The sequence below is a fragment of the Oryzobacter telluris genome (assembly GCF_043099285.1).
GTDB classification, from domain to species: Bacteria; Actinomycetota; Actinomycetes; order Actinomycetales; family Dermatophilaceae; genus Oryzobacter; species Oryzobacter telluris.
Genome location: NZ_CP170723.1, coordinates 2079638 through 2100359, shown reverse-complemented (window position 1 = coordinate 2100359; position 20722 = coordinate 2079638). Strand labels below are relative to the sequence as shown.

The 20722-nt window shown below is 74.3% G+C and carries 26 protein-coding genes and 1 riboswitch; of the genes, 8 read left to right on the top strand and 18 right to left on the bottom strand.

All coding sequences use genetic code 11. The features are described from left to right. Positions 1-3: 3 nt before the first annotated feature. The 5 genes from trpC to hisI are packed head-to-tail and all read right to left on the bottom strand — an operon-like array spanning position 4 to position 3660. Complete coding sequence (trpC, locus tag ACFLFB_RS09600; RefSeq protein WP_392541949.1) at positions 4-804, bottom strand: indole-3-glycerol phosphate synthase TrpC; 801 nt, start codon at positions 802-804, stop codon at positions 4-6. A gap of 11 nt (positions 805-815) precedes the next feature. Next, positions 816-1052, bottom strand: coding sequence for an HGxxPAAW family protein (locus tag ACFLFB_RS09595; RefSeq protein ID WP_392541948.1), 237 nt, complete (start codon positions 1050-1052; stop codon positions 816-818). A gap of 57 nt (positions 1053-1109) precedes the next feature. Continuing rightward, on the bottom strand, positions 1110-1715 hold the full coding sequence (locus ACFLFB_RS09590; protein WP_392541947.1) for a Trp biosynthesis-associated membrane protein: 606 nt from the start codon (positions 1713-1715) through the stop codon (positions 1110-1112). Continuing rightward, entirely contained in the window at positions 1712-3286 is a 1575-nt protein-coding gene (locus tag ACFLFB_RS09585; RefSeq protein WP_392541946.1) for an anthranilate synthase component I, read from the bottom strand. The genes ACFLFB_RS09590 and ACFLFB_RS09585 overlap by 4 nt, the downstream gene beginning before the upstream one ends. After that, the gene (hisI, locus tag ACFLFB_RS09580) at positions 3283-3660 is read right to left on the bottom strand and encodes a phosphoribosyl-AMP cyclohydrolase (RefSeq protein WP_392541945.1); all 378 of its coding nucleotides are present in this window, start codon (positions 3658-3660) and stop codon (positions 3283-3285) included. Before hisI ends, ACFLFB_RS09585 begins: the two co-directional genes overlap by 4 nt. A 226-nt stretch (positions 3661-3886) precedes the next feature. Here hisI and ACFLFB_RS09575 point away from each other — a divergent pair, with 226 nt between their 5' ends. From ACFLFB_RS09575 to ACFLFB_RS09565, 3 genes are all read left to right on the top strand, one after another. Beyond that, positions 3887-4150, top strand: a complete 264-nt coding sequence (locus ACFLFB_RS09575; RefSeq protein WP_392541944.1) for a twin-arginine translocation signal domain-containing protein — start codon at positions 3887-3889, stop codon at positions 4148-4150. Continuing rightward, the gene (locus ACFLFB_RS09570; protein ID WP_392541943.1) at positions 4150-5538 is read left to right on the top strand and encodes a DUF4331 domain-containing protein; all 1389 of its coding nucleotides are present in this window, start codon (positions 4150-4152) and stop codon (positions 5536-5538) included. Before ACFLFB_RS09575 ends, ACFLFB_RS09570 begins: the two co-directional genes overlap by 1 nt. Before the next feature lie 98 nt (positions 5539-5636). Further along, positions 5637-6065, top strand: a complete 429-nt coding sequence (locus ACFLFB_RS09565) for a hypothetical protein (protein WP_392541942.1) — start codon at positions 5637-5639, stop codon at positions 6063-6065. Here the strand turns inward: ACFLFB_RS09565 and ACFLFB_RS09560 are convergent. After that, on the bottom strand, positions 6040-6714 hold the full coding sequence (locus ACFLFB_RS09560; protein WP_392541941.1) for a Pr6Pr family membrane protein: 675 nt from the start codon (positions 6712-6714) through the stop codon (positions 6040-6042). The two genes, ACFLFB_RS09565 and ACFLFB_RS09560, sit on opposite strands and share 26 nt — an antisense overlap. Positions 6715-6785: 71 nt before the next feature. Between ACFLFB_RS09560 and ACFLFB_RS09555 the strand changes: the two genes are divergently transcribed. Next, positions 6786-7439, top strand: coding sequence for a TIGR03085 family metal-binding protein (locus ACFLFB_RS09555; RefSeq protein ID WP_392541940.1), 654 nt, complete (start codon positions 6786-6788; stop codon positions 7437-7439). Between the two features lie 134 nt (positions 7440-7573). On the opposite strand, the gene hisF is transcribed toward ACFLFB_RS09555, so the two are convergent. After that, positions 7574-8347 carry an imidazole glycerol phosphate synthase subunit HisF gene (gene hisF / locus ACFLFB_RS09550; protein WP_392541939.1) on the bottom strand — a complete coding sequence of 258 codons (774 nt, stop codon included), beginning with the start codon at positions 8345-8347 and terminating at the stop codon, positions 7574-7576. Between the two features lie 33 nt (positions 8348-8380). Here hisF and ACFLFB_RS09545 point away from each other — a divergent pair, with 33 nt between their 5' ends. Together ACFLFB_RS09545 and ACFLFB_RS09540 are read left to right on the top strand one after the other, a co-directional pair. After that, positions 8381-8971, top strand: coding sequence for a hypothetical protein (locus ACFLFB_RS09545; RefSeq protein ID WP_392541938.1), 591 nt, complete (start codon positions 8381-8383; stop codon positions 8969-8971). Beyond that, complete coding sequence (locus ACFLFB_RS09540; RefSeq protein WP_392541937.1) at positions 8968-10050, top strand: aromatic acid exporter family protein; 1083 nt, start codon at positions 8968-8970, stop codon at positions 10048-10050. The genes ACFLFB_RS09545 and ACFLFB_RS09540 overlap by 4 nt, the downstream gene beginning before the upstream one ends. A gap of 2 nt (positions 10051-10052) precedes the next feature. Here ACFLFB_RS09540 and ACFLFB_RS09535 read toward each other — a convergent pair whose 3' ends face one another. Continuing rightward, complete coding sequence (locus ACFLFB_RS09535) at positions 10053-10619, bottom strand: GNAT family N-acetyltransferase (RefSeq protein ID WP_392541936.1); 567 nt, start codon at positions 10617-10619, stop codon at positions 10053-10055. A gap of 125 nt (positions 10620-10744) precedes the next feature. On the opposite strand from ACFLFB_RS09535, the gene ACFLFB_RS09530 reads away from it, so the two are divergent. Then, the gene (locus ACFLFB_RS09530) at positions 10745-11944 is read left to right on the top strand and encodes a CynX/NimT family MFS transporter (RefSeq protein WP_392541935.1); all 1200 of its coding nucleotides are present in this window, start codon (positions 10745-10747) and stop codon (positions 11942-11944) included. Here ACFLFB_RS09530 and ACFLFB_RS09525 read toward each other — a convergent pair. The 8 genes from ACFLFB_RS09525 to ribD form a co-directional block, all read right to left on the bottom strand. Further along, a complete protein-coding gene (locus ACFLFB_RS09525) occupies positions 11921-12382 on the bottom strand; it encodes a PH domain-containing protein (protein WP_392541934.1) in 462 nt (153 codons plus the stop codon). The two genes, ACFLFB_RS09530 and ACFLFB_RS09525, sit on opposite strands and share 24 nt — an antisense overlap. Beyond that, positions 12379-13224, bottom strand: a complete 846-nt coding sequence (gene hisG / locus ACFLFB_RS09520; RefSeq protein WP_392541933.1) for an ATP phosphoribosyltransferase — start codon at positions 13222-13224, stop codon at positions 12379-12381. Before hisG ends, ACFLFB_RS09525 begins: the two co-directional genes overlap by 4 nt. 15 nt (positions 13225-13239) lie before the next feature. Continuing rightward, complete coding sequence (locus ACFLFB_RS09515) at positions 13240-13503, bottom strand: phosphoribosyl-ATP diphosphatase (protein ID WP_392541932.1); 264 nt, start codon at positions 13501-13503, stop codon at positions 13240-13242. A 114-nt stretch (positions 13504-13617) separates the two neighbouring features. Beyond that, positions 13618-14373 (bottom strand): nicotinamide riboside transporter PnuC, encoded by a 756-nt coding sequence (gene pnuC / locus ACFLFB_RS09510; protein ID WP_392541931.1) that lies wholly within the window; start codon positions 14371-14373, stop codon positions 13618-13620. Then, on the bottom strand, positions 14370-14870 hold the full coding sequence (gene ribH, locus ACFLFB_RS09505; RefSeq protein WP_392541930.1) for a 6,7-dimethyl-8-ribityllumazine synthase: 501 nt from the start codon (positions 14868-14870) through the stop codon (positions 14370-14372). The genes pnuC and ribH overlap by 4 nt, the downstream gene beginning before the upstream one ends. 31 nt (positions 14871-14901) lie before the next feature. Beyond that, a complete protein-coding gene (gene ribB, locus ACFLFB_RS09500) occupies positions 14902-16137 on the bottom strand; it encodes a 3,4-dihydroxy-2-butanone-4-phosphate synthase (RefSeq protein ID WP_392541929.1) in 1236 nt (411 codons plus the stop codon). After that, on the bottom strand, positions 16134-16751 hold the full coding sequence (locus tag ACFLFB_RS09495) for a riboflavin synthase (protein ID WP_392541928.1): 618 nt from the start codon (positions 16749-16751) through the stop codon (positions 16134-16136). Before ACFLFB_RS09495 ends, ribB begins: the two co-directional genes overlap by 4 nt. A gap of 1 nt (position 16752) precedes the next feature. Further along, a complete protein-coding gene (gene ribD, locus ACFLFB_RS09490; RefSeq protein ID WP_392541927.1) occupies positions 16753-17790 on the bottom strand; it encodes a bifunctional diaminohydroxyphosphoribosylaminopyrimidine deaminase/5-amino-6-(5-phosphoribosylamino)uracil reductase RibD in 1038 nt (345 codons plus the stop codon). A gap of 129 nt (positions 17791-17919) precedes the next feature. Continuing rightward, a riboswitch (FMN riboswitch) is annotated at positions 17920-18050 on the bottom strand. A gap of 116 nt (positions 18051-18166) precedes the next feature. On the opposite strand from ribD, the gene ACFLFB_RS09485 reads away from it, so the two are divergent. Next, positions 18167-18943: a hypothetical protein gene (locus ACFLFB_RS09485; protein WP_392541926.1), complete on the top strand. Its 777-nt coding sequence runs from the start codon at positions 18167-18169 to the stop codon at positions 18941-18943. A gap of 482 nt (positions 18944-19425) precedes the next feature. On the opposite strand, the gene ACFLFB_RS09480 is transcribed toward ACFLFB_RS09485, so the two are convergent. Further along, positions 19426-20037, bottom strand: coding sequence for a pentapeptide repeat-containing protein (locus ACFLFB_RS09480; RefSeq protein ID WP_392541925.1), 612 nt, complete (start codon positions 20035-20037; stop codon positions 19426-19428). A gap of 12 nt (positions 20038-20049) precedes the next feature. Next, positions 20050-20709: a ribulose-phosphate 3-epimerase gene (gene rpe / locus ACFLFB_RS09475; RefSeq protein ID WP_392541924.1), complete on the bottom strand. Its 660-nt coding sequence runs from the start codon at positions 20707-20709 to the stop codon at positions 20050-20052. Positions 20710-20722 lie beyond the last annotated feature (13 nt).

Below are 20722 nucleotides of genomic sequence, written 5' to 3'. Positions count from 1 at the left end.
CGGTCAGTCCTTCACGGTGGGGGCGCCGGCGGCCACGATGGCCTCGGCGCCGGCGCGGGGGTCGCCGGTGCGCACGAGGGCCTCGCCGACGAGCACGGCGTCCGCCCCCTGCGCGGCGTAGGCGGCGGCGTCCTCCGGTCCGGAGATGCCGGACTCGGCGACGGTGACGACGCCCTCGGGGATGAGCGGTCGCAGCCGGGAGAACGTGTCGGGGTGGATCTGCAGGGTCTTGAGGTTGCGGGCGTTGACGCCGATGACCGAGGCGCCGGCGTCGACGGCGCGCTGGGTCTCGTCCTCGTCGTGGACCTCGACGAGGGCGGTCATCCCCAGCTCGCCGGCCCGGTGCAGCAGGTGCGAGAGCTGGTGGTCGTCGAGGGCGGCCACGATGAGCAGGATGATGTCGGCGCCGTGGGCGCGGGCCTCGAGCACCTGGTAGTCGGAGACCATGAAGTCCTTGCGCAGGACCGGGACGTCGACGGCGGCGCGCACGGCGTCGAGGTCGGCGAGGCTGCCGCCGAAGCGCCGGGCCTCGGTGAGCACCGAGACCGCGCTCGCTCCCCCGGCCGCGTACTGCGCCGCGAGGGACGCGGGGTCGGGGATGTCCGAGAGGGCGCCCTTGCTCGGGCTGGCCCGCTTGACCTCGGCGATGAGCGAGAGGCCGGGACGGCGCAGCACGGCCTCGGCGTCGAGCGCCGGCCGGGCGGAGCGCACGGCGGCCTCGACGTCGGACAGCGAGGTCTGTCGCTCCCGGGCCGCGAGGTCCTCACGGACCCCGGCGACGATGGAGTCCAGGACGGTGGTCACGGTGGCCTTCGTCAGTGGATGGAGGGAGCCTCGTCGCGAGGGCGTCCGGCCGCGCCGTAGCCGGCCATCGACAGCACCTTGCCCGCGACGACCCCGACGAGCGCGAGGACCGCGCCGCCGACGAAGAGCCAGAGGTTGGGGAAGAGCACGGCCAGCGCCATGATCGCCGAGGCGACGATGAGGATGCCCACCGTCGTCCACGCGGCGACGCTGTGCCCGTGGTCCTCGTGCTCCTCGTGCTGGCTCATGCGTCACTCCTCGGGGTGGGGGTCGGCGACCCTCGACGTGGTCCGCGTCCGATTCTGTCAGGTCGTGCGGTCCGGACCGACATCGGTGGGGTCACGACCTGCGGAGAGCTCGTCCCAGTCGCTGCCGACCCGTTCTCCCCGGGGTCCGGCGACCGTTCCACCGGCGCCGTCGGGGACCTCGTAGCGGGCGCTCGGCCCGGCCCAGCGAGCCATCCCGAGCACCGCGCCGACGAGGCCGAGCAGGGCGAGGGCCGCGGCGCCGAGGGCGACCCACGGCCACGCGGTGGGGTCGGCCGCGGTCTCCACCGAGCCGGTGCGCCCCACGCGGGACGCCGCGACCGGCCCGAGGACGCCGTCGGGGTCGAGCACGACACGGACGGTGAGGCCGACCGCGACGGTGAGCAGCCCCGCCCATCCGACGAGGGCCACGACGCGGGTGATGCGTCCCCCGGCGACGGTGGCGACGGCGGCCGCGGCGACCGCGAGGGCGACCGCGGTGAGGCCGGGGGCCACCTCGTCGCCGGTGGCGGAGATGCGGGTGGCGCCGAGCACGGCGTCGTCGACCGCCCCGGAGACCCACGGGCGGAACGCGACCGCCAGCAGGGCGAGGGCGCCGACCAGCCCGAGCAGGGCGACCGGTCCCTTGCCGCCGAGCCGCCTCACGTGACCGTCCTCATCGCGCCGGCCGTGGCGATGGCCCGCAGTGCCGCGGTGGCCTTGTGCACGCACTCCTCGTGCTCGCGCGTGGGGTGCGAGTCGGCGACGATGCCGGCGCCGGCCTGCACGTGGGCGACGCCGTCCTTGACGACCGCCGTGCGGATGGCGATGGCCATGTCGAGGTCGCCGTGGAAGTCGAGGTACCCGACCACTCCCCCGTAGACCCCGCGGCGCGAGGGCTCGTACTGCTCGATGAGGGCGAGGGCGCGCGGCTTGGGGGCCCCGGACAGGGTGCCCGCGGGGAAGGTGGAGACGAGCACGTCGTAGGCGCTGGCCCCGGGCCGCTTCTCCCCCACGACCGTCGACTCGATGTGCATGACGTGGCTGTAGCGGCGCACGTCCATGAACTCCACGACGTCGACCGTCCCGGGGCGGCAGACGCGCTGAAGGTCGTTGCGGCCGAGGTCGACGAGCATGACGTGCTCGGAGCGCTCCTTGGGGTCGGCGAGCAGCTCCTCCGCGAGGCGGACGTCGTCCTCGGGCGTCTTCCCGCGCGGGCGGCTCCCCGCGATGGGGTGCGTGATGGCGCGGTCGCCGGTGACCCGCACGAGCGCCTCCGGGCTGCTGCCGACGACGGCGTAGTCGGAGCCGTCGGGCGCCGGGAACCGGAAGAGGTACATGTACGGGCTGGGGTTGCCGGCCCGCAGTGCGCGGTAGACGTCGAGCGGGTCGGCGGGGCACGGCATCGAGAACCGCTGCGAGAGGACGACCTGGAAGACCTCGCCGGCGCGGATGTCCTCCTTGGCCAGCTCGACGACCTCCTCGTAGCGCTGCTGCGGGGTGTTGGAGGTGATGCCGGCCATCGCGAGGTCGACGGCCTCGGTGTCGACGACGGCGACGGTGCTGTCGGCCGGGGCGGCGAGGGCGCGCGTCATCGTGTCGAGGCGGTCGACGGCGTCGGCCCAGGCCTGCTCGACCCGGTCGTCGGTGTCGTCGTAGTTGACCGCGTTGGCGACGAGGAGGATCGAGCCGTCGGTGTGGTCGAGGACGGCGAGGTCGGTGGCGAGCATGAGGGCGACCTCGGGCAGGCCGAGCTCGTCAGGGGTCGTGCTCGGGACCTTCTCCCAGCGGCGCACGGCGTCGTAGGTGATGGCGCCGACCATCCCGCCGGTGAGTGGCGGCAGGCCGGCGACGGGCTCGGTGGCGAGGGCGTCCATGGTGGCGCGCAGGGCGTCGGTGGCGAGCCCGGTGGTGGGGACGCCGACGGGTGGTTCGCCGACCCAGTGGACCTCGCCGTCCTTCTCGGTGAGCGTGGCCCGGCTGGCGGCGCCGACGATCGACCAGCGCGACCACACCCCGCCATGCTCGGCCGACTCGAGGAGGAAGGTGCCGGGGCGGTCGCCGGCGAGCTTGCGGTAGACGCCGACCGGCGTCTCGGCGTCGCCCATGAGGCGCCGGACCACGGGGATGACGCGGCGGTCGCGGGCGAGCACGCCGAAGACGTCGAGGGAGGGCCAGGTCTGGCCGTAGCCGAGGCTGGGGGCCTCCGCGGCGGGGGCGGCTCCGGTGGTGCTCACGCGGCTCCCTCGGCGGTGGTGGCGGCGAGGTCGCCCGCCTCGAAGCAGGTGCGGTCGCCGGTGTGGCAGGCCGCGCCGACCTGGTCGACGCGCACGAGGAGGGCGTCGCCGTCGCAGTCGAGCGCCACCGAGCGCACGTGCTGGACGTGGCCGCTCGTGTCGCCCTTGCGCCAGTACTCCTGCCGGCTGCGCGACCAGAAGGTGACCCGTCCCTCGGTCAGGGTGCGGCGCAGGGCCTCGTCGTCCATCCAGCCGAGCATGAGGACGTCGCCGGTGTCGTGCTGCTGCACGATCGCGGCGACGAGGCCGTGGTCGTCGCGCTTCAGGCGCGAGGCGACGGCGGGGTCGAGGGTCGGCTCGGGAGTGTCGGGCACCCCGTCATTGTGCCGCGCGGGGCGCGGGCGCCGGTGCCTGGCCCGGGCGTCGGACGGTCACATCGGGCCATGGACCCGCGTCCGCGACAGGTGTAGATGTGACGTGGGTCCCATCCGATCTGCCCGCGGCGCCGAACTCCCACGGGTCGATGTGGACCTCTCGTGGTCCTCGCCGGCGACCCACCGCAGCGCAGGGGCTGCCCTGCGCCCATTGAAGGGACACACCATGGCAGGTACCACACGACGCGGCTTCCTCGCGGCCGCCGGGAGCGGGACGGCCGTCGCCGTCGTCGCCACCGCAGGCGGAGCGAGCGCGTCACCCCGGTCGAGCGAGGAGGCCCTCGAGGCCCTGGACGGCGCCGTGCTCGTCGCCTACATCGACGACCCTCGATCGGGAGTCCTCTCACTGATGGTCGGCGAGGACGAGGTCGAGATCCACGACCCCGCCCTGGTCCGCCGGCTCGTCAAGGCGTCAGGGGGGCGGGCCTGATGTCCTCCCACCGCGAGGCCCCCGAGATCTCCAAGGACCCGGTCGCCGACAACACCGACGTCTACGCGTTCGTCAGCCCCGACAAGGCCGACACCGTCACGCTCATCGCGAACTTCATCCCGTTCCAGAACCCCCAGGGCGGGCCGAACTTCTACGAGTTCGGCGACGACGTGCGCTACGAGATCAACATCAGCAACTCCGGCAAGGCCGGCGAGCCCGACGTCGCCTACCGCTTCCGGTTCCACACCACGATCCGCAACGCCTCGACGTTCCTCTACAACACCGGCCCGATCTCCTCGATCTCGGACCCGGCGTGGAACCGCCCGCAGTACTACAGCGTGTCCCGCTACCAGCGCGGGCGCGGCTGGACGGAGCTGGCGAAGGACCTGCCGTGCCCGCCGGTGAACGTGGGCCCGCGCAGCACCCCGAACTACTCCGAGCTCGCCGAGCAGGCGGTGCACCGGATCGCGGGTGGCCGCACGGTGTTCGCCGGCCAGCGGGCCGAGGCCTTCAACGTCGACCTCGGCAGCATCTTCGACCTCGGCACGCTGCGCCCGTTCCAGATGCTGCACCTCATCCCGTCGGCGGCGGCGGTCGGCGTCAACGGCACGCAGGGGCTCAACGTCCACAGCATCGCCATCCAGGTGCCGAAGTCCGACCTCACGGTCGGCAACGTCACCCCCACGGATGTCGGCGCCGCCACCTCGGTCGTCGGCGTCTGGGCCACGGCCAGCCGCCAGAAGACCAGGGTCATCAAGCGGGACGGTCGCGGGTCGGTGAACTCCGGTCCGTTCCAGCAGGTCTCGCGGCTGGGCAACCCCCTGTTCAACGAGGTCATCACCCCGATGGCCCGCAAGGACGCGTGGAACGCCCACGAGCCCAGCGACGACTCGGTCTACGCGTCGTACGTGTCGAAGCCCGAGCTGGCCCGGCTGCTCCCGGTGCTCTACCCGGGGGTGTTCCCCAACCTCGCGGGGTACACCAAGCCGCGGGCCGACCTGCTCGCCATCCTCCTCACGGGCATCCCGACGGGGGTGGTCCCCGGGTTCCAGAACTACACCGGGGCCAACCAGGCCGACATGCTCCGGCTCAACCTCGCCGTGCCGCCGTCGTCGAACCCGAACCCCCTCGGGCTCGTCGCCGGGGACGCCGCGGGCTTCCCCAACGGCCGCCGTCCCGTCGACGACGTCGTGACCGTCGAGCTGCGCGCGGTGGCCGGCCTGACCATCCCACTGGTCGACCCGTCGTTCACCCCGGACGGTGCGACCTCGGTGATCAAGGACGGGACGTCGAACACCAACCCACCGTTGCTGTCCGTCTTCCCCTACCTCGGCACCCCGGCCGGTGGCTACCAGACCACCCCCGGGACCCCGGGTGGGGCGACGTAGCACCGGCCTCCTCCGAGCCGTCCGGCCGTGTGCTTCGTGCGCCCGGTCGGACGACCCGGTCACTCCCCCAGCCGCTTTCGCACCAGTGAGGACGACCCATGACGACGGAGACCTCCACCGCCGAGAACCCGACGGCCGGCCAGGGGCCGGTGCTGCTCGACATCGGCGGTGACGTGGGCGCGCTCATCGTGAGCATGCCCGCCCACACGCGCGGGCTCGAGGTCGAGATCCGGCCCCGAGGCGCCACGGCGGCGGACGCGCACGCCGCGCACCACCATCACGACCACTCGCACGACCACGGCGACGACGGCGACCACGCCCACGGCCATGCGCACGACCACGCGCCGTCGCGGTACCCGCACGTGGGTGTCGTGGAGCGGACGACGGCCGAGGGCACCTCGTTCTCGCTCGTCTACCCCAGCGTCGTGGCCGGCGAGTACGAGCTGTGCCCACTCCCGGAGGGCGAGGTCGCCGCCACGGCGTCCATCACCGGTGGCGAGGTCACCCAGCTCGCGTGGCCGGCCTGAGCCCACCCGTCGGTGCCGGGGCCAGCCGTCGGTCGACGGCACGGGCCCCGGCCACCACGGCGAGGAAGAGCACGGTGATGCCGACGCAGGCGATGGCGACCGCGCCCCACCCGTTCTCGCGCGCGTCGAGGAAGGGGTAGGGGTACCAGCCGCTCACGGTGCCGACCGCGAGGGTCCACGCCAGCCAGGCGAGCGGCCAGGCCAGGGTCCACCACGCCGTCGACGCACTGGATCTCGGGCGCGGGCCGACGAGTGCCCACACGAGCACGGCGAGGACCGGCACCACCATGTGCAGCAGCTTGTCGGCGGCCCAGTCGGCGCCGTCGAGGTGCAGCAGCGGGCGCAGCAGCACGAAGTGCACCAGGCCGGTCACGGTGATCCCCACGACCGCGGCGAGCCGCACGACGCGCCACCAGCGGCCGTCGCGGCCCGGGTCGCGTGCCAGCTGCCACGACGTGACGGCCACGAGCAGGTTGCTCTGGATCGTGAAGTAGGAGACGAGCCGGCCGAGCCGGGTGGCCATCGGCGGGACCTGCGTCTCGTCGAGCACCGCCGACCCCTGGACGACGAGCACCGTCTGGAGGACGAGGGCGGCCGTGGCGACGAGGGCCACGGTGAGGTGGAGGGCGCGGGCCCGCGAGGCGGTCACGATCGCGAGTCTAGGGATGCCGCGGCGTTCCACCGCGGAGGTTCGGGCCTCGCGGCCCCATGATGGTCCCCATGACGACCGACGCCCGGACCCCCGTCGCCCGGCTGGAGCGCCTGGCGTGGTGCGACACCCTCGACGCCGTGGGGCCGGACGCGCCCACGCTGTGCGACCCCTGGCGCACCCGCGACCTCGCGGCCCACTTCGTCGTGCGCGAGCGGCGCCCCGACGCCGCCGCCGGCATCTGGCTCCCTCCCCTGTCGCGCTGGACCGAGCACGAGCAGGACCGCATCGCCCGCGGCGACTGGCCGGCCCTCGTCGAGACGATCCGCACCGGCCCGCCGTGGTGGTCGCCGGCACGGGCCGAGCGGGTCGACGCCCTGTTCAACACCGTGGAGATCGTCGTGCACCACGAGGACGTGCTGCGCGGTGACGAGGCCGTGGGTCCGCGCCGCGAGGTGCCCGAGCGCACGGCGCGCGCCGTCCTGTCGGCGCTGCGGAAGTCGGCGTCGCTGATGGTCCGCCGCTCCCCCGTGGGCGTCCGGCTCGTCGCGCCAGGCCACGCCCCGGTGGTCGCCGGGGCCGAGGACCGTGTGGTCACCGCCACCGGCGAGCCGGTCGAGCTGCTGCTCCTCGCGATGGGCCGGATCCGGGTTGCTGCGGTCGAGCTCGACGGCTCGCCCGAGGACGTCGCGGCCCTGCGCGCCGCCCACCTCGGCGTCTCCTAGCGCCGACACCCCTCGGGTCGAGGTGAAAGGCGACGCTCTCGCGGTCGGGTTTCACCTCGAACCGGCGTCGCACCCATCGGGTCGAGGTGAAAGGCGACGCTCTCGCGGTCGGGTTTCACCTCGAACCGAAGCAGTCAGCGGACGGGGAGTCCGTCGGAGCGCAGCGCGTCCTTGACCTGACCGATGGTCAGCTCGCCGAAGTGGAAGACGCTCGCCGCGAGGACGGCGTCGGCCCCCGCGCGCACCGCGGGAGCGAAGTGCCCCACGGCTCCGGCGCCACCGCTGGCGATGACCGGCACGTCGACGGCCGCGCGGACCAGGGCGATGAGCTCGAGGTCGAAGCCGTCCTTGGTGCCGTCGGCGTCCATCGAGTTGAGGAGGATCTCGCCCGCCCCCAGGGAGGCCGCCCGCGCGCACCACTCCACGGCATCGATGCCGGTGCGGGTGCGGCCACCGTGGGTCGTGACCTCGAACCCGCCCACGGGAGAGCCGGACTCGTCGCGGCGCCGTCGGACGTCGGCCGACAGCACGAGCACCTGTGCCCCGAAGCGGTCGGCCGTCTCGGCGATGAGCTCGGGCCGGGCGATGGCCGCGGTGTTGACCCCGACCTTGTCGGCACCGGCCCGCAGCAGGCGGTCGACGTCGTCGACGGTGCGCACTCCCCCACCGACGGTCAGGGGGATGAAGACCTCCTCGGCCGTGCGCGCGACGACGTCGAACATCGTCTCGCGCGCGCCGCTGCTGGCCGTGACGTCGAGGAAGGTGAGCTCGTCGGCGCCCTGCTCGCCGTAGCGGCGGGCCAGCTCGACGGGGTCTCCCGCGTCGCGCAGGTTCTCGAAGTTGACCCCCTTGACGACGCGCCCGGCGTCGACGTCGAGGCACGGGATCACGCGCACCGCCACGGACATGCGCCCAACCTACCCAGCACTAGGCTCGCGGCCATGGCCGCCCCGTCCCTCGAGCACGAGCGCACCGACCGGGCCGACCCGACCCACGTGGCGGCGGTCGTCGCCATGGCCCACGCGGCCTCGCCGGCGCGCGGGTCCACGGTCGTCGTCGCGGTCGACGGGCGCAGCGGGAGCGGCAAGACCCTCCTCGGCACCGCCGTCGCCGCCACCCTCGAGTGCCCCGTCGTCCACCTCGACGACGTGTACCCCGGCTGGGACGGCCTCGCCGACGGCGTCGAGCTCCTCACCGCCGACCTGCTCGAGCCGGTCTCGCGCGACGAGCCGGGCACCTACCGCCGGTGGGACTGGATGAGGTCGCGGCCCGGCCGCGTCGTGCCCGTCCCGACCAGCCGCCTCCTCGTCGTCGAGGGCTGCGGCGTCCTCACGCCCCCGGCCGCCGCCCACGCCGCCGTGCGGGTCTGGGTCGAGGCGCCCGACGACGTCCGCCGGCGCCGCGCCCTCTCCCGCGACGGCGAGACCTACGCCCCGCACTGGCAGCGCTGGGCCGCCCAGGAGGACGCCGCCTACGGCGCCTCCCGCCCACGGGAGCACGCCGACCTCGTCCTGCGCACGGTCGCCCCGTGATCCCCGACGCCCTGCGTCCGGGCCTGGACCGCGGCCTGCGCCGGCTCGGCGACCGATGGGTGCTGCTCGTCCAGATCGGCGTCGCGGTCCTCCTCGCCTGGCTCGTCGCCAAGCACCTGCTCGGGCACGCCGTGCCGTTCTTCGCCCCGGTCACCGCGATCATCTGCCTGGGGCTCACCTACGGGCAGCGCCTGCGCCGCATCGTGGAGGTGACCGTCGGTGTCGCCATCGGCGTGCTCGTCGGTGACGTCATCGTCCTCGGTCTCGGCAACGGGGCCTGGCAGATGGCCGTGGTCGTGGTCCTCGCGATGAGCATCGCCGTGGTGCTGTCGAGCGGCCAGCTCATCGTCATCCAGGCGGGGGTGCAGTCGGTCTTCATCGTCGCCCTCGTCGCGAACCAGACCGGGGCGGTCTCGCGCTGGCTCGACGCCGTCGTCGGTGGTGTCGTGGCGCTGCTCATCGGGGCGGTCGCACCGACCTCACCCATCCGCCGGCCCCGCGCCGAGGCGGCCCGGATGGTGCGCGACGTGGCCGCCACGCTGCGTGACGTCGTCGCCGCCCTGCGAAGGCGCGACCGGGCACTGGCCACCGCCGCGCTCGAGGAGGCGCGCGACCTCGAGGGCCAGCTCACCGAGCTGCGCGTCGCCGCCGCCGAGGGCGTCGCCATCGTCCGCCAGTCGCCGTTCCTGCGCCGGCACGCCCCTTCCGCCCACGCGGCCCAGGGGCTCGTCGTCCCCCTCGACCGCTGCGTCCGCAACCTGCGCGTGCTCGCCCGCCGGGCCTCGGTCGCCGTCGCCCGGCCCGAGGACGTGCCCGAGCACTACGTCGACCTCGTCGCCGCCCTGGCCGACGCCGCCGAGGACCTGGCCCGCGTCCTCGACGAGCACGCCACGCCCTCGGCCGCCCGCGCGGTGCTCGAGCGGGTGGCCGGGCTGTCGGCGCGCGTCGACCCGACGGCCGGGCTCTCGGCGGAGATGATCCGCGGGCAGGTCCGCTCGATGGTCGTCGACCTCCTCGTCGTCGCCGGGCTCGACGACGACGAGGCGCTCCAGCTCGTCCCCGAGTCGCACCTGCCCTGACCTCACCCGCTCGGTGGCCGCCAGTCCCGCCGCAGCAGCCCGTAGACCCACGAGTCGGACACGACGCCCTCGACCACGCAGTCCTCGCGCAGCGTCCCCTCCCGCACGAAGCCGAGCTTCTCCAGCACCCGCGCCGAGGCGATGTTACGGGTGTCGGCCTCGGCCTGCACCCGGTTGAGGTCGAGCGTGTCGTAGGCCCACTCGAGCACGGCGCGCGCGGCCTCCGTGGCGAACCCGTTGCCCCACACCGCCTCCCCGAAGCAGTACCCCAGCGAGGCGCTGCGGAAGACCGGGTTCCAGCTGTTGAGGGTGCACCACCCGATGAAGGCCCCGTCGGCCGCGCGCTCCACGGCCAGCCGTGCCCCGAGGCCCTCCTCCGCCAGCTCGCGGCTCTGCGTGACGAAGAGGTCCGCCCGGGCCCGGTCGGTCCACGGCGGGGAGTCCCAGTAACGCAGGACCGTGGCGTCGCTCTGCAGCGCGAACAGGTCGTCGGAGTCCGCCTCCTCGAAGGGACGCAGTCGCAGGCGCGAGGTGTGCAGCGTCGGGGTGGGCAGGGGCGGGCTCGTCATGGGTCTCTCCCGTGGTCCGGTGGCGTGGCCCCACCCGACCTCCCGGCAGGGCTCCCGCGCAACGGGTTTTCGTCACGCGTGGCCCCGACGGCAGGAGCGCCCGACGGCGTGGCAGCATCGGGTCGGTGACCGCGCCCGCCTCCCCCGCCCCGCGCTGGACCCTCGTCGCGGCGATCGTCCTCGTGGCGGCGAACCTGCGGACCCTCATGGCCTCCCTCCCGCCGCTCGCCGAGGCGGTGCGCGACGACCTCGGCCTGTCGAGCCTGGCGATGGGCGTGCTCACCACGCTGCCGGTGCTGCTCATGGGGCTCCTCGCCCCGGTGGCCGTCCAGGTCGCCCGCCGCGTCGGCCCGTCGGGCGCCATCGCCGGCGGTCTCGGCGCGATCCTCGTCGGGCTGGCGCTGCGCAGCCTCGGCGACACCTCGGTCGCCGCCCTCTACGCGGGCACCTTCGTGGCCGGCACCGGCATCGCCCTGGCGGGCACGCTGCTGCCCGGTGTCGTCAAGGCGGTCTTCCCCGCGCACCGCTCGGGCCTGGGCACCGGCCTGACCATGTGCTCGATGATGGGTGCCGCGGCCCTCGCGTCGGCCGGCGCCGTCCCGCTCGCCGACACCTTGGGCGGCTGGGCCGCCTCGATGCGGTCGTGGGTGCCGCTGGCCGGGGTCGCCCTGCTCACCTGGGTCGCGGTGCGCCGCGGCATCCGGGTCCGGACGGCGACGCCCGACGACGAGGCCGACGGCTCGCACGCCCTCCCCTGGTCCAGCCTCACCGCGTGGCTGCTCGCGGCCTACCTCACGGCGCAGTCGTGGCAGTTCTACTCCTCGCTCGCGTGGCTCGCGCCCACCTACGAGTCGCACGGCTGGACCGCCCGCGACGCGGGGCTGCTCATGGCCGTGTTCACCGGCGCCCAGCTCGTGTCCGGCCTCGTCGCGCCCACGCTGCTCGACCGCGTCCCCGACCCGCGCGTGCTCCTCGTCGCCGCCGGTGTCCTCGGCGGGTCGGGCGAGGTCGGGGTCTGGCTGGCACCCGAGGCCGCGCCGTGGCTGTGGGCCCTCCTCCTCGGCGCCGGGCAGGGGGCGGCCTTCGCGCTCGGCCTGGGCCTGCTCGTCCGGTACGCCGTCACCTCGCGCGACAGCGGACGCCTCACGGCGATGTGCTTCCTCGTCAGCTACTCGGTGGCCGCGTTCGGCCCGGCGGCCTCCGGCGCGGTGGAGGACGTCACCGGCGGCTTCGGCCCCGTGTGGGCCCTGCTCGCGCTCGTCATGCTGCCGCAGCTCGTGGTGTCGGTGCGGCTGCGGCCGTCACTGCCCCGCGTGGGGGCCTGAGCCGCGCGACCGGTCGACGAGACCAGCGAGGCGGCGCGCCTCCGCGCGCCCCACGGCGCCGTCGGCCCGCTGGATCGCCATGACGGCCAGCTCGTCGTCGTCGGTGAGGTCGAGCGACACCCACGGCGCGCCATCGGGGAAGCGCACCTCGACCACGTCGGCCCACGCCACCCGCCGGGTGACGACGAGGTTGCGCACGGTGAGCCCCTCGCCATCGGGCACCGCGCGGATCGTGGCGTAGCGCAGCAGGAAGCCGGCGATCGCCACCCCCAGCGCCACGAGACCCAGCTGGTCGCCGGGACCCCACTCACGGGTCTGGCCGAGCAGCAGCGCCGACACGACGCACACGACGACCGAGGCCGTCGCCATCACCAGCGGCATGACCCGCCCGCGGCGCGGACGGAACGGGGCGTCGGGAGCGACCCCCTCGGGGGTCACAAGCGGCAGGCGGCGATGTCGGTGACGAGGATGGCGCGTGCGCCGAGGTCGTAGAGCTCGTCCATGACCGCGTTGGTCCCGGCCCGCGGCACCATCGCCCGCACGGCGACCCAGTCGGGGTTCTGCAGCGGCGAGACGGTGGGTGACTCGAGCCCCGGCGTGATGGCGCAGGCGCCGTCGACGAGGGCCACGGGGACGTCGTAGTCGAGCATCACGTAGTGGCGCGCGGTGATGACGCCGAGCAGGCGGCGGCGCAGCACCTCCACGCCGGCCTTCTCCTCGCTGCCCTCGCGGCGGACCAGCACGGCCTCGCTGCGCAGGATCGGCTCGCCGAAGACCTCGAGGCCCTGGGAGCGCAGCGTGGCACCGGTCTCGACGACGTCGGCGATGACGTCGGCGACCCCGAGGGTGATGGCGGTCTCGACCGCGCCGTCGAGGCGGGTCACCGACGCGACGACGCCGTGGTCGGCGAGGTGCTTCTCCACCAGGCCCGGGTAGCTGGTGGCCACCCGGTGGCCCCCGATGTCGGCCAGGGCCGAGGCGGTGCCGGGGCGCGCGGCGTACCGGAAGGTCGAGGAGCCGAAGCCCAGCCCCATGAGCTCGACGGCGGCCGAGCCGGAGTCGAGGAGGAGGTCGCGACCGGTGATGCCGCAGTCGACGGTGCCGGAGCCGACGTAGACGGCGATGTCACGGGGGCGGAGGTAGAACAGCTCGACCCCGTTGTCGGGGTCGGCGACCACGAGCTCCTTGGGGTCGCGGCGGGTGCGGTAGCCGGCCTCGCGCAGCATGGCGGCGGCGGGCTCGGACAGCGATCCCTTGTTCGGGACGGCGATGCGCAGCATGGTCAGGTCCTCGGCTCAGAGGTGGCGGTAGACGTCGTCAGGGGTGAGGTCGGCGGCGATCATCAGCACCTGGAGGTGGTACAGCAGCTGGCTGACCTCCTCGGCGGTGCGCTCGCGCCCCTCGTGCTCGGCCGCCATCCAGACCTCGGCGGCCTCCTCCACGATCTTCTTGCCGATCGCATGGACGCCGGCGTCGAGCGCGGCGACGGTCCCCGACCCCTCGGGGCGGGTCCGTGCCTTCTCGGTGAGCTCGGCGAACAGCGAGTCGAAGGTCTTCACGAGGCTGAAGTCTATGAGGCCGCCCGTCGACACCGACGGGCCGTCCACCCCGCTCGGCCGAGGTGGCCGACCGGGCGGGCCCGCCGGAGGGGTGGCAGACCCGCCCGGGCGGGATCAGGGGGTGCGCACCGGTTCCTCCGCGGAACCGGTCGCACCGGACTCGACGACCTCGTCGGGGGCCTCCGCGCGGGACGCGCGCAGCCAGACGGTGAAGCCGTACAGAACGAGCCCGCCGTAGACCGCGTAGAGCACGGCCGTCGGGTAGTACTCGCTGTGCCAGAGGAGCGGGACGCCGACGAGGTCGACCGCGATCCACATCAGCCAGAAGTCGTTCCAGCCGCGCGCCATCGCGTAGGTCGCCATCATCGAGCCGACGAGGATCCAGGCGTCGCACCAGAAGTACCAGCGCGGCGCGGGCCACGCCGCGCCGATCGACGCCAGCGCCCACTGGGCCACGAGGACGAGCGCGACCCACGACAGGACGTAGCCGACCCGCTCGCGGACGGTGGCCCAGCGCGGGGTGATGGCGGGGGTGTCGGTGGAGGCCCCGGCGGCGAGGCGGGCCTTGCGGTGCTGGTCCCAGCGGTACCAGCCGTACAGGCTCGTGATGATGAAGAAGACCTGGCGCCCGGCCTGCCCGAACAGCGGGGTGCGGGCGCCCTCGTCGAACGTCGCGGAGACGAAGATGAGGAAGAGGAGCAGGTTCCCGACGATGCCGACCGGCCAGGCCCACACCTTGCGACGCATCCCGAGGATGGCCGAGGCGAAGCCGAAGACGTTGCCGACGATCTCGATCCACGGCAGGGGGTGCCCGGCCACGGTGATCGACTCGTGCTGGATCCAGGCCAGCAGCTCGCGCAGCGCGTTCATGCCGGCACCACCACGGCGTCGAGGCGGCGCGGCGCGAGGTCCCGGAGCGTCACGGCCGTGGCGACGGCGGCGCTCGCGGCCTCGTGGCCCTTGTCCTCATGGGAGCCGGGCAGGCCCGAACGGTCGCGCGCCTGGGCGTCGTCGTCACAGGTCAGGACACCGAAGCCGACCGGCACACCGGTGGTCACCGCGACCTCGGTGAGGCCGACGGTCGCGCTCTGGCAGACGTAGTCGAAGTGCGGGGTGCCGCCGCGCACGACGACCCCGAGCGCGACGAGCGCGTCGTGGGTCGGGGCGAGGCGTGCGCACGCGACGCTCAGCTCGACGGTGCCGGGGACGCGCACGACGAGGGGGTCCTCGACACCGGCCTCGGTCAGGGCGCGCAGCGCGCCGTCGAGGAGGCCGCTCATGACCTCGTCGTGCCACGACGCGGCCACGACGGCCACGCGCAGCCCGTGCCCGTCGGCCACGACGGCCGGGGCTCCGGATCCACTCATTCTGGGTGCTCCTCTGGGAGGGGTTGGGGGGTCAGGCGGAGGTGCCGGTGTCGGCGGCGTCGAGGACGAGGTCGTGGCCCAGGCGGTCACGCTTGGTCCGCAGGTAGTCGGCGTTCGCGGGATGGAGGGCGGTGCGCAGCCGCTCCACGGCCGTGACCTCGACGCCGTGGCGGCGCAGGCCCTCGACCTTGGCGGGGTTGTTCGTCAGCAGCCGGATGCCGTCGACCTCGAGGTCGGCGAGGATGCCGGCCGCGGCCACGTAGTCGCGGGCGTCGACCGGCAGGCCGAGCTCGACCTGGGCGTCGACGGTGTCGAGCCCGCCGTCCTGGAGGGCGTAGGCCCGCAGCTTCTCGGCGAGGCCGACGCCGCGCCCCTCGTGGCCACGCAGGTAGACGACGACGCCGCCCTCGGCGGCCACCCGCTCGAGCGAGCGCTCGAGCTGCGGGCCGCAGTCGCAGCGCTGCGAGCCCAGGACGTCGCCGGTGAGGCACTCGGAGTGCACCCGCACGAGGGATGCCGAGTGCGGCACACCGCGCGGGCTGACCAGGGCGAGGTGCTCGTCGCCGGTGATCCGGTCGCGGTAGGCGAGGGTGCGGAACTGCCCGTGGCGGGTGGGCAGCACGGTCTCGGCGACCCGCTCGACGCGGTCGTGCCGCTGCCGCCAGGCGACGAGGTCGGCGATGGTGAGGACCGGCAGGCCCTCCCGCTGCCCCAGCTGGAGGACTCCGGGCAGGCGCGTCATCGAGCCGTCGTCCTCGACGAGCTCGCCGATGACGCCGACGGGAGCGAGCCCGGCGAGGCGGCACAGGTCGACGGCGGCCTCGGTGTGCCCGGGTCGGACGAGCACGCCGCCGTCGCGGGCCCGCAGGGGCACGAGGTGCCCGGGGCGGCGCAGGTCGGCGGCGGTCGTCATCGGGTCGGCGAGGACGCGGGCGGTGCGGGTCCGGTCGGCGGCGGAGATGCCCGTGGTGACCCCGACGGCGGCGTCGACGGTGACGGTGTAGGCGGTCGTCAGCGGGTCGCGGTTGTCGGCGACCATCAGGGGCAGGTCGAGCCGGTCGGCGACCTCCTCGGTCACCGGGGCGCAGAGGTAGCCCGAGGTGTGGCGGACCGCCCACGCGGTCCACTGCTCGGTGAGGGTCTGCGCGGCGAGGACGACGTCGCCCTCGTTCTCGCGGTCGGCGTCGTCGACGACGAGGACGGGACGGCCCTCGCGCAGCGCGGCGAGGGCGTCCTCGACGGTGGCGAGGCGGGTGGGGGCGCTCATGCGGTGGCCTCCTGGGTCGTCGCGAAGCGGGTGGCGAGGAGCCGTTCGACGTACTTGGCCAGCACGTCGACCTCGAGGTTCACGGGGTCGCCCACGGCCTTGGTGCCGAGCGTCGTGAGGTCGAGGGTGGTGGGGATGAGGGAGACGGAGAAGGCGTCGTCATCGACGTCGACCACGGTGAGCGAGACGCCGTCGACGGTGATCGAGCCCTTCTCGACGAGGTAGGGGGCGAGGTCGGGCGGCAGGGTGAACCGCACGACCTCCCACCGCTCCCCCGGCTCGCGCGCCGTGATGGTCGCGGTGCCGTCGACGTGGCCCTGCACGACGTGCCCGCCGAAGCGGGAGGACGCGGCCATCGCGCGCTCGAGGTTGACCGGGTCGCCGGGGCGCAGCACGCCCAGGCTGGAGCGGCGCAGGGTCTCGGCCATGACGTCGACGGTGAAGTCGCCGCCGCCGTGCTCGGTGACGGTGAGGCAGACGCCGTTGACGGCGATGGACGCGCCGTGGGTCGCGTCGGAGGTCACGAGGGGGCCGCGGACGGTGAGGCGCGCGGAGTCGGCGCCGTGCTCCAGGGCGGTGACGGTGCCGAGCTCCTCGACGATGCCGGTGAACACGTCAGCTCCTGTCGGTGGGGTGAGGGCGGACGGGGCGGGCCGTGATCCGGACGTCGCCGCCGAGGACGGTGACGTCGGTGGTCTCCAGGTGGAGGGCGTCGGCGATGGTGCCGATGCCCAGGTCGCCCACGGCCGACGGACCGGCACCCAGGAGGGTCGGGGCGACGTAGGCGACGACCTCGTCGACCAGGCCCGCGCGCAGGAAGGCCGCGGCGAGGGTGGCGCCGCCCTCGAGGAGGAGGTGGTGCACCCCGCGCTCCACCAGGGCGTCGAGGACCTCGCGCGGGTCGCGGGAGGCGACGACGAGGGTGGGCGCGCTGTCGTCGAGGAGGCGGGCGTCCTCGGGGAGGGCGCGGGTGCCGGCGACGACGCGCCAGGGCTGGTGGGCGGCGGGGTGGCCGTCGGCGTCGCGCACGGTGAGGGCCGGGTCGTCGGCCAGGGCGGTGCCCGTGCCCACGAGGACCGCCCCGACGCGCGAGCGCAGGGCGTGGACGTCGGCGCGGGCCTCTGCTCCGGTGATCCAGCGGCTGGTGCCGTCGGGGGCGGCGGTGCGGCCGTCGAGGGTGGTGGCGGTCTTCCACGTGACGAACGGGCGCCCGGTGCGTCGGGCGTGGAGCCAGGTGGCGTTGAGCGCCTCGGCCTCCGCGCGGACGGCCGGGTCGGCGACCTCGGCCACGTCGACACCGGCAGCGCCCAGGTGGGCTGCTCCCCCGGCGGCGGTCGGGTCGGGATCGGCGACGGCGTACCGGACGCGGGCGACGCCGGCGGCGAGGAGCGCGTCGGTGCAGGGGCCGGTGCGGCCGGTGTGGTCGCACGGCTCGAGGGTGACCAGGGCCGTGCCGCCGCGCGCGGCCTCGCCGGCCCGGGCCAGGGCGTCGACCTCCGCGTGCGGGGTGCCGGCGCCGCGGTGGTGGCCGATGCCGATGACGCGGCCGCCGCGGTCGGTGACGACGCACCCGACGCGGGGGTTGGGGTCGGACTCCGGTCCCAGGCGGGCAGCATCGAGCGCCCGCTGCATCAGCGCGGTGTGCTCGTCCATGGGTCCTGCCCTCGTGCCTCGAACCGGTCAACAACGGTCGGGCTCCGGGCGGATGGCCGGCGTGGAGACGGGTACCCCGAGGGGTACGCCGTCGCATCGGCCGCCGACGACGGCCGAGGGCTGTCGCCGACACGTGCTGCCTCCCATCCGGACTTTCACCGTCGGTCCCGGAGTTTCACCGAGTCAACCGGCCGCTGGCTGCGGTCGGGTCGTGGACTGTCACCACCGGTTCGGAATTACACCGACCCCGGAGCACGTACCCGGCCAGTATGCACCCGGTGCGCCGGGGCTGGCCATGAGCATCCGGCGTGCGATCGACCACACCCGGTGGGGAAACTCCGTGGCGCCCCGGCTCGCCTGGTGCTCCCATGGTGCCGTGCCCGTGCTCACCGAGAACTCCTTCCGCGCCCTGGCCCGCTCCAGCCCGTGGCGCTGGCGGGCCCTGTCGTTCGACCTCCACCGCCGACCGCTGCACGGGCCGGAGCACGCGGTGCGGGCCACGGTGGTGCGCCCCGACCGGGTCGTCGTCATCGGCGCCGACGGGCGGCTCCACGACACCACGTACCCGCGACAGACGGTGACCCGGATGTACCTCGGAGCCGGTTCGCGGCCGTCCGCGACCGTCGAGCTGCCGTACGCCAGCGAGGTCGAGGTGGACCTCGACGCCGACGGGCTCGTGGCCGTGCGCCCCCACGAGCCGATGGGCGGTGACCCCATGTGGCGGGACTACGAGTTCGTCGCCATGCTCGACCCTGTCGAGCTGGCCGACGCGTCACCCCCCGAGGACGGCTCGTGGGCGGTGGGGACGCCGCGTCCGCAGGCCGTGCTCCTCCACCGGCTCGACACCGGGCGGCGGCACGGGCGCGACACGTGGTGGGCCGAGGTGTCCGCCCGGTACGGGTACGAACCGCGGTGTTCCTGCTGCCCGCTGCTGTTCGGTCGGGCCAGCACGGACCTCGAAGCCGTCGAGCGCGGGGCCACCCCCGGGCCGCCTCCGGAGTCCGGCGTCTACCTCGATCGCCACCTCGTGGGCCTCGACGTCGCGACCGGGGTGTGCGTGCACGTCGAGCACCTCGACGGCGACTTCGTCGGGCGGGGCTTCTCGGTCGACATCCGCGGCGTCGACGACGAGGTCGTCCTGCCCGGAGTGTGAGCGGCCTGGGGATGTGGCCATTCCTGCCGTCGTCCCACCTTCCGACTGGGTCGGGTCAACGACGGCTGGGATGACGTCACCTCCTCCCGCCGTCGCCCCACCCGTCGATCGGGTCGAGGTGAAACGCGACCAGCACAGGGTCGGATATCACCTCAACCCATTCGGGCTCAGCGGGATTCGAGGTGAAACGCGACCTTCCCAGGGTCAGTTATCACCTCGAATCCGCGCGCTCACCGGGGTTCGAGGTATTCGGCCGGTCCGTCGCACCGGCCGAATACCTCGAACCGAGAGGTGACGCAGGCAGCGGCAGGAGGGACCCTCCTCCCCGTCCAGGCGCTTGAGAACCCCACCCCGCTGGAAGCTGGTTCGAGGTGAAACGCGACCAGCACAGGGTCGGATATCACCTCGACCCAGTGGGGCTCACCCGGATTCGAGGTATTGCGGCAGCGTGTGAGACCGGCGGAATACCTCGAACCAGCCGGTCAGGGGTCGACGACGAGGCCGATGGCGCGCAGGATGCCGCCGGCGGCCGCCGCGTCGAGGCGCAGGCCGCGCACCCGGTTCTCGGCGGGGTCGAACGCGTACCCGTACGAGCCGACGAGCGAGGCCTCGCGCAGGTCGGTGCCCGCCACGGTCGCGCCGGTGAGGTCGCAGCCGAGGAGCTCGGCGCGCTTGAGGTCGGCCCCGCCGAGGTCGGCCTCGCGCATCGAGCACTCGACGAAGCGCGATCCGGCGACCTCCGCGTCGCGGAACGACCCGAGGTCGAGCCGGCAGCGCTCCATCTCCCACGGGCGGGTCGACAAGGGTGCGGCGTCGGCGCGGCCCCACGCCACCGCGAGGGCCTTGCACTCGACGAACCGGCAGTCGGTGAAGCGCGACCCGACGAGGTCGGCCATCGACAGGTTGCACCCGGTGAACGTGCAGTCGGTGAACCGGCACTCGCGCAGCACCGCCTTCTCCAGCACGCAGCCGTCGAGGCGGCACCCCTCCAGCTCGACCCCCGCCAGCACCTCCCCGGGCGCGAGCCCCTCGGTGAGGTCGAGGTCGGCCGCGTACCCGCCCAGGCCGGCGAGCCGCTCGACGAGCGAGGTCACGGACGCACCACCTCAGCCGTGGGCGTGCGCGGCGGCGAGGGCGCGCAGGTCGTCGACCGCCGCGGCCGCCGACTCCTTGCCGTAGACCGCCGACCCCGCGACGAAGACGTCGGCCCCGGCCTCGGCGCACTGCTCGATGGTGTCGGCCGAGACGCCCCCGTCGACCTGGATCCACACCTCGCCGCCGTACCGCTTCACGGCCTCGCGCACCTGGCGCACCTTGGGCATCTGGTCGGCCATGAACGACTGCCCGCCGAACCCCGGCTCGACCGTCATCACGAGGACCATGTCGACCTCGGGGAGGAGGTCCTCGTAGGGCGCGAAGTCGGTGCCCGGCTTGACCGCGAAGGCGGCGCGGGCGCCGGCCGAGCGGATGGCGCGGGCCGTGGCGACCGCGTCACGCACCGCCTCGATGTGGAACGTCACCGACTTCGCGCCGGCCTCGGCGTACGAGGGCGCCCAGCGGTCGGGCTCGTCGATCATCAGGTGGCAGTCGATGGGGATGGGCGACACCTTGAGCAGTGCCTCGACGACCGGCAGGCCGAGCGTGAGGTTGGGGACGAAGTGGTTGTCCATGACGTCGACGTGCGCCCAGTCGGCGTTCGCGATGGCGCCGAGCTCGCGCTCGAGGTTGGCGAAGTCGGCGGACAGGATCGACGGGGAGATCTGCACGGCACGACCCTAG

Bases quoted from the DNA above. Each gene is read 5' to 3' on its own strand.
- ACFLFB_RS09595 (WP_392541948.1), bottom strand. From the start codon at position 1,052: ATGAGCCAGCACGAGGAGCACGAGGACCACGGGCACAGCGTCGCCGCG.
- ACFLFB_RS09575 (WP_392541944.1), top strand. From the start codon at position 3,887: ATGGCAGGTACCACACGACGCGGCTTCCTCGCGGCCGCCGGGAGCGGG.
- ACFLFB_RS09570 (WP_392541943.1), top strand. From the start codon at position 4,150: ATGTCCTCCCACCGCGAGGCCCCCGAGATCTCCAAGGACCCGGTCGCC.
- ACFLFB_RS09565 (WP_392541942.1), top strand. From the start codon at position 5,637: ATGACGACGGAGACCTCCACCGCCGAGAACCCGACGGCCGGCCAGGGG.
- ACFLFB_RS09555 (WP_392541940.1), top strand. From the start codon at position 6,786: ATGACGACCGACGCCCGGACCCCCGTCGCCCGGCTGGAGCGCCTGGCG.
- hisF (WP_392541939.1), bottom strand. From the start codon at position 8,347: ATGTCCGTGGCGGTGCGCGTGATCCCGTGCCTCGACGTCGACGCCGGG.
- ACFLFB_RS09545 (WP_392541938.1), top strand. From the start codon at position 8,381: ATGGCCGCCCCGTCCCTCGAGCACGAGCGCACCGACCGGGCCGACCCG.
- ACFLFB_RS09535 (WP_392541936.1), bottom strand. From the start codon at position 10,619: ATGACGAGCCCGCCCCTGCCCACCCCGACGCTGCACACCTCGCGCCTG.
- hisG (WP_392541933.1), bottom strand. From the start codon at position 13,224: ATGCTGCGCATCGCCGTCCCGAACAAGGGATCGCTGTCCGAGCCCGCC.
- pnuC (WP_392541931.1), bottom strand. From the start codon at position 14,373: ATGAACGCGCTGCGCGAGCTGCTGGCCTGGATCCAGCACGAGTCGATC.
- ribH (WP_392541930.1), bottom strand. From the start codon at position 14,870: ATGAGTGGATCCGGAGCCCCGGCCGTCGTGGCCGACGGGCACGGGCTG.
- ribB (WP_392541929.1), bottom strand. From the start codon at position 16,137: ATGAGCGCCCCCACCCGCCTCGCCACCGTCGAGGACGCCCTCGCCGCG.
- ribD (WP_392541927.1), bottom strand. From the start codon at position 17,790: ATGGACGAGCACACCGCGCTGATGCAGCGGGCGCTCGATGCTGCCCGC.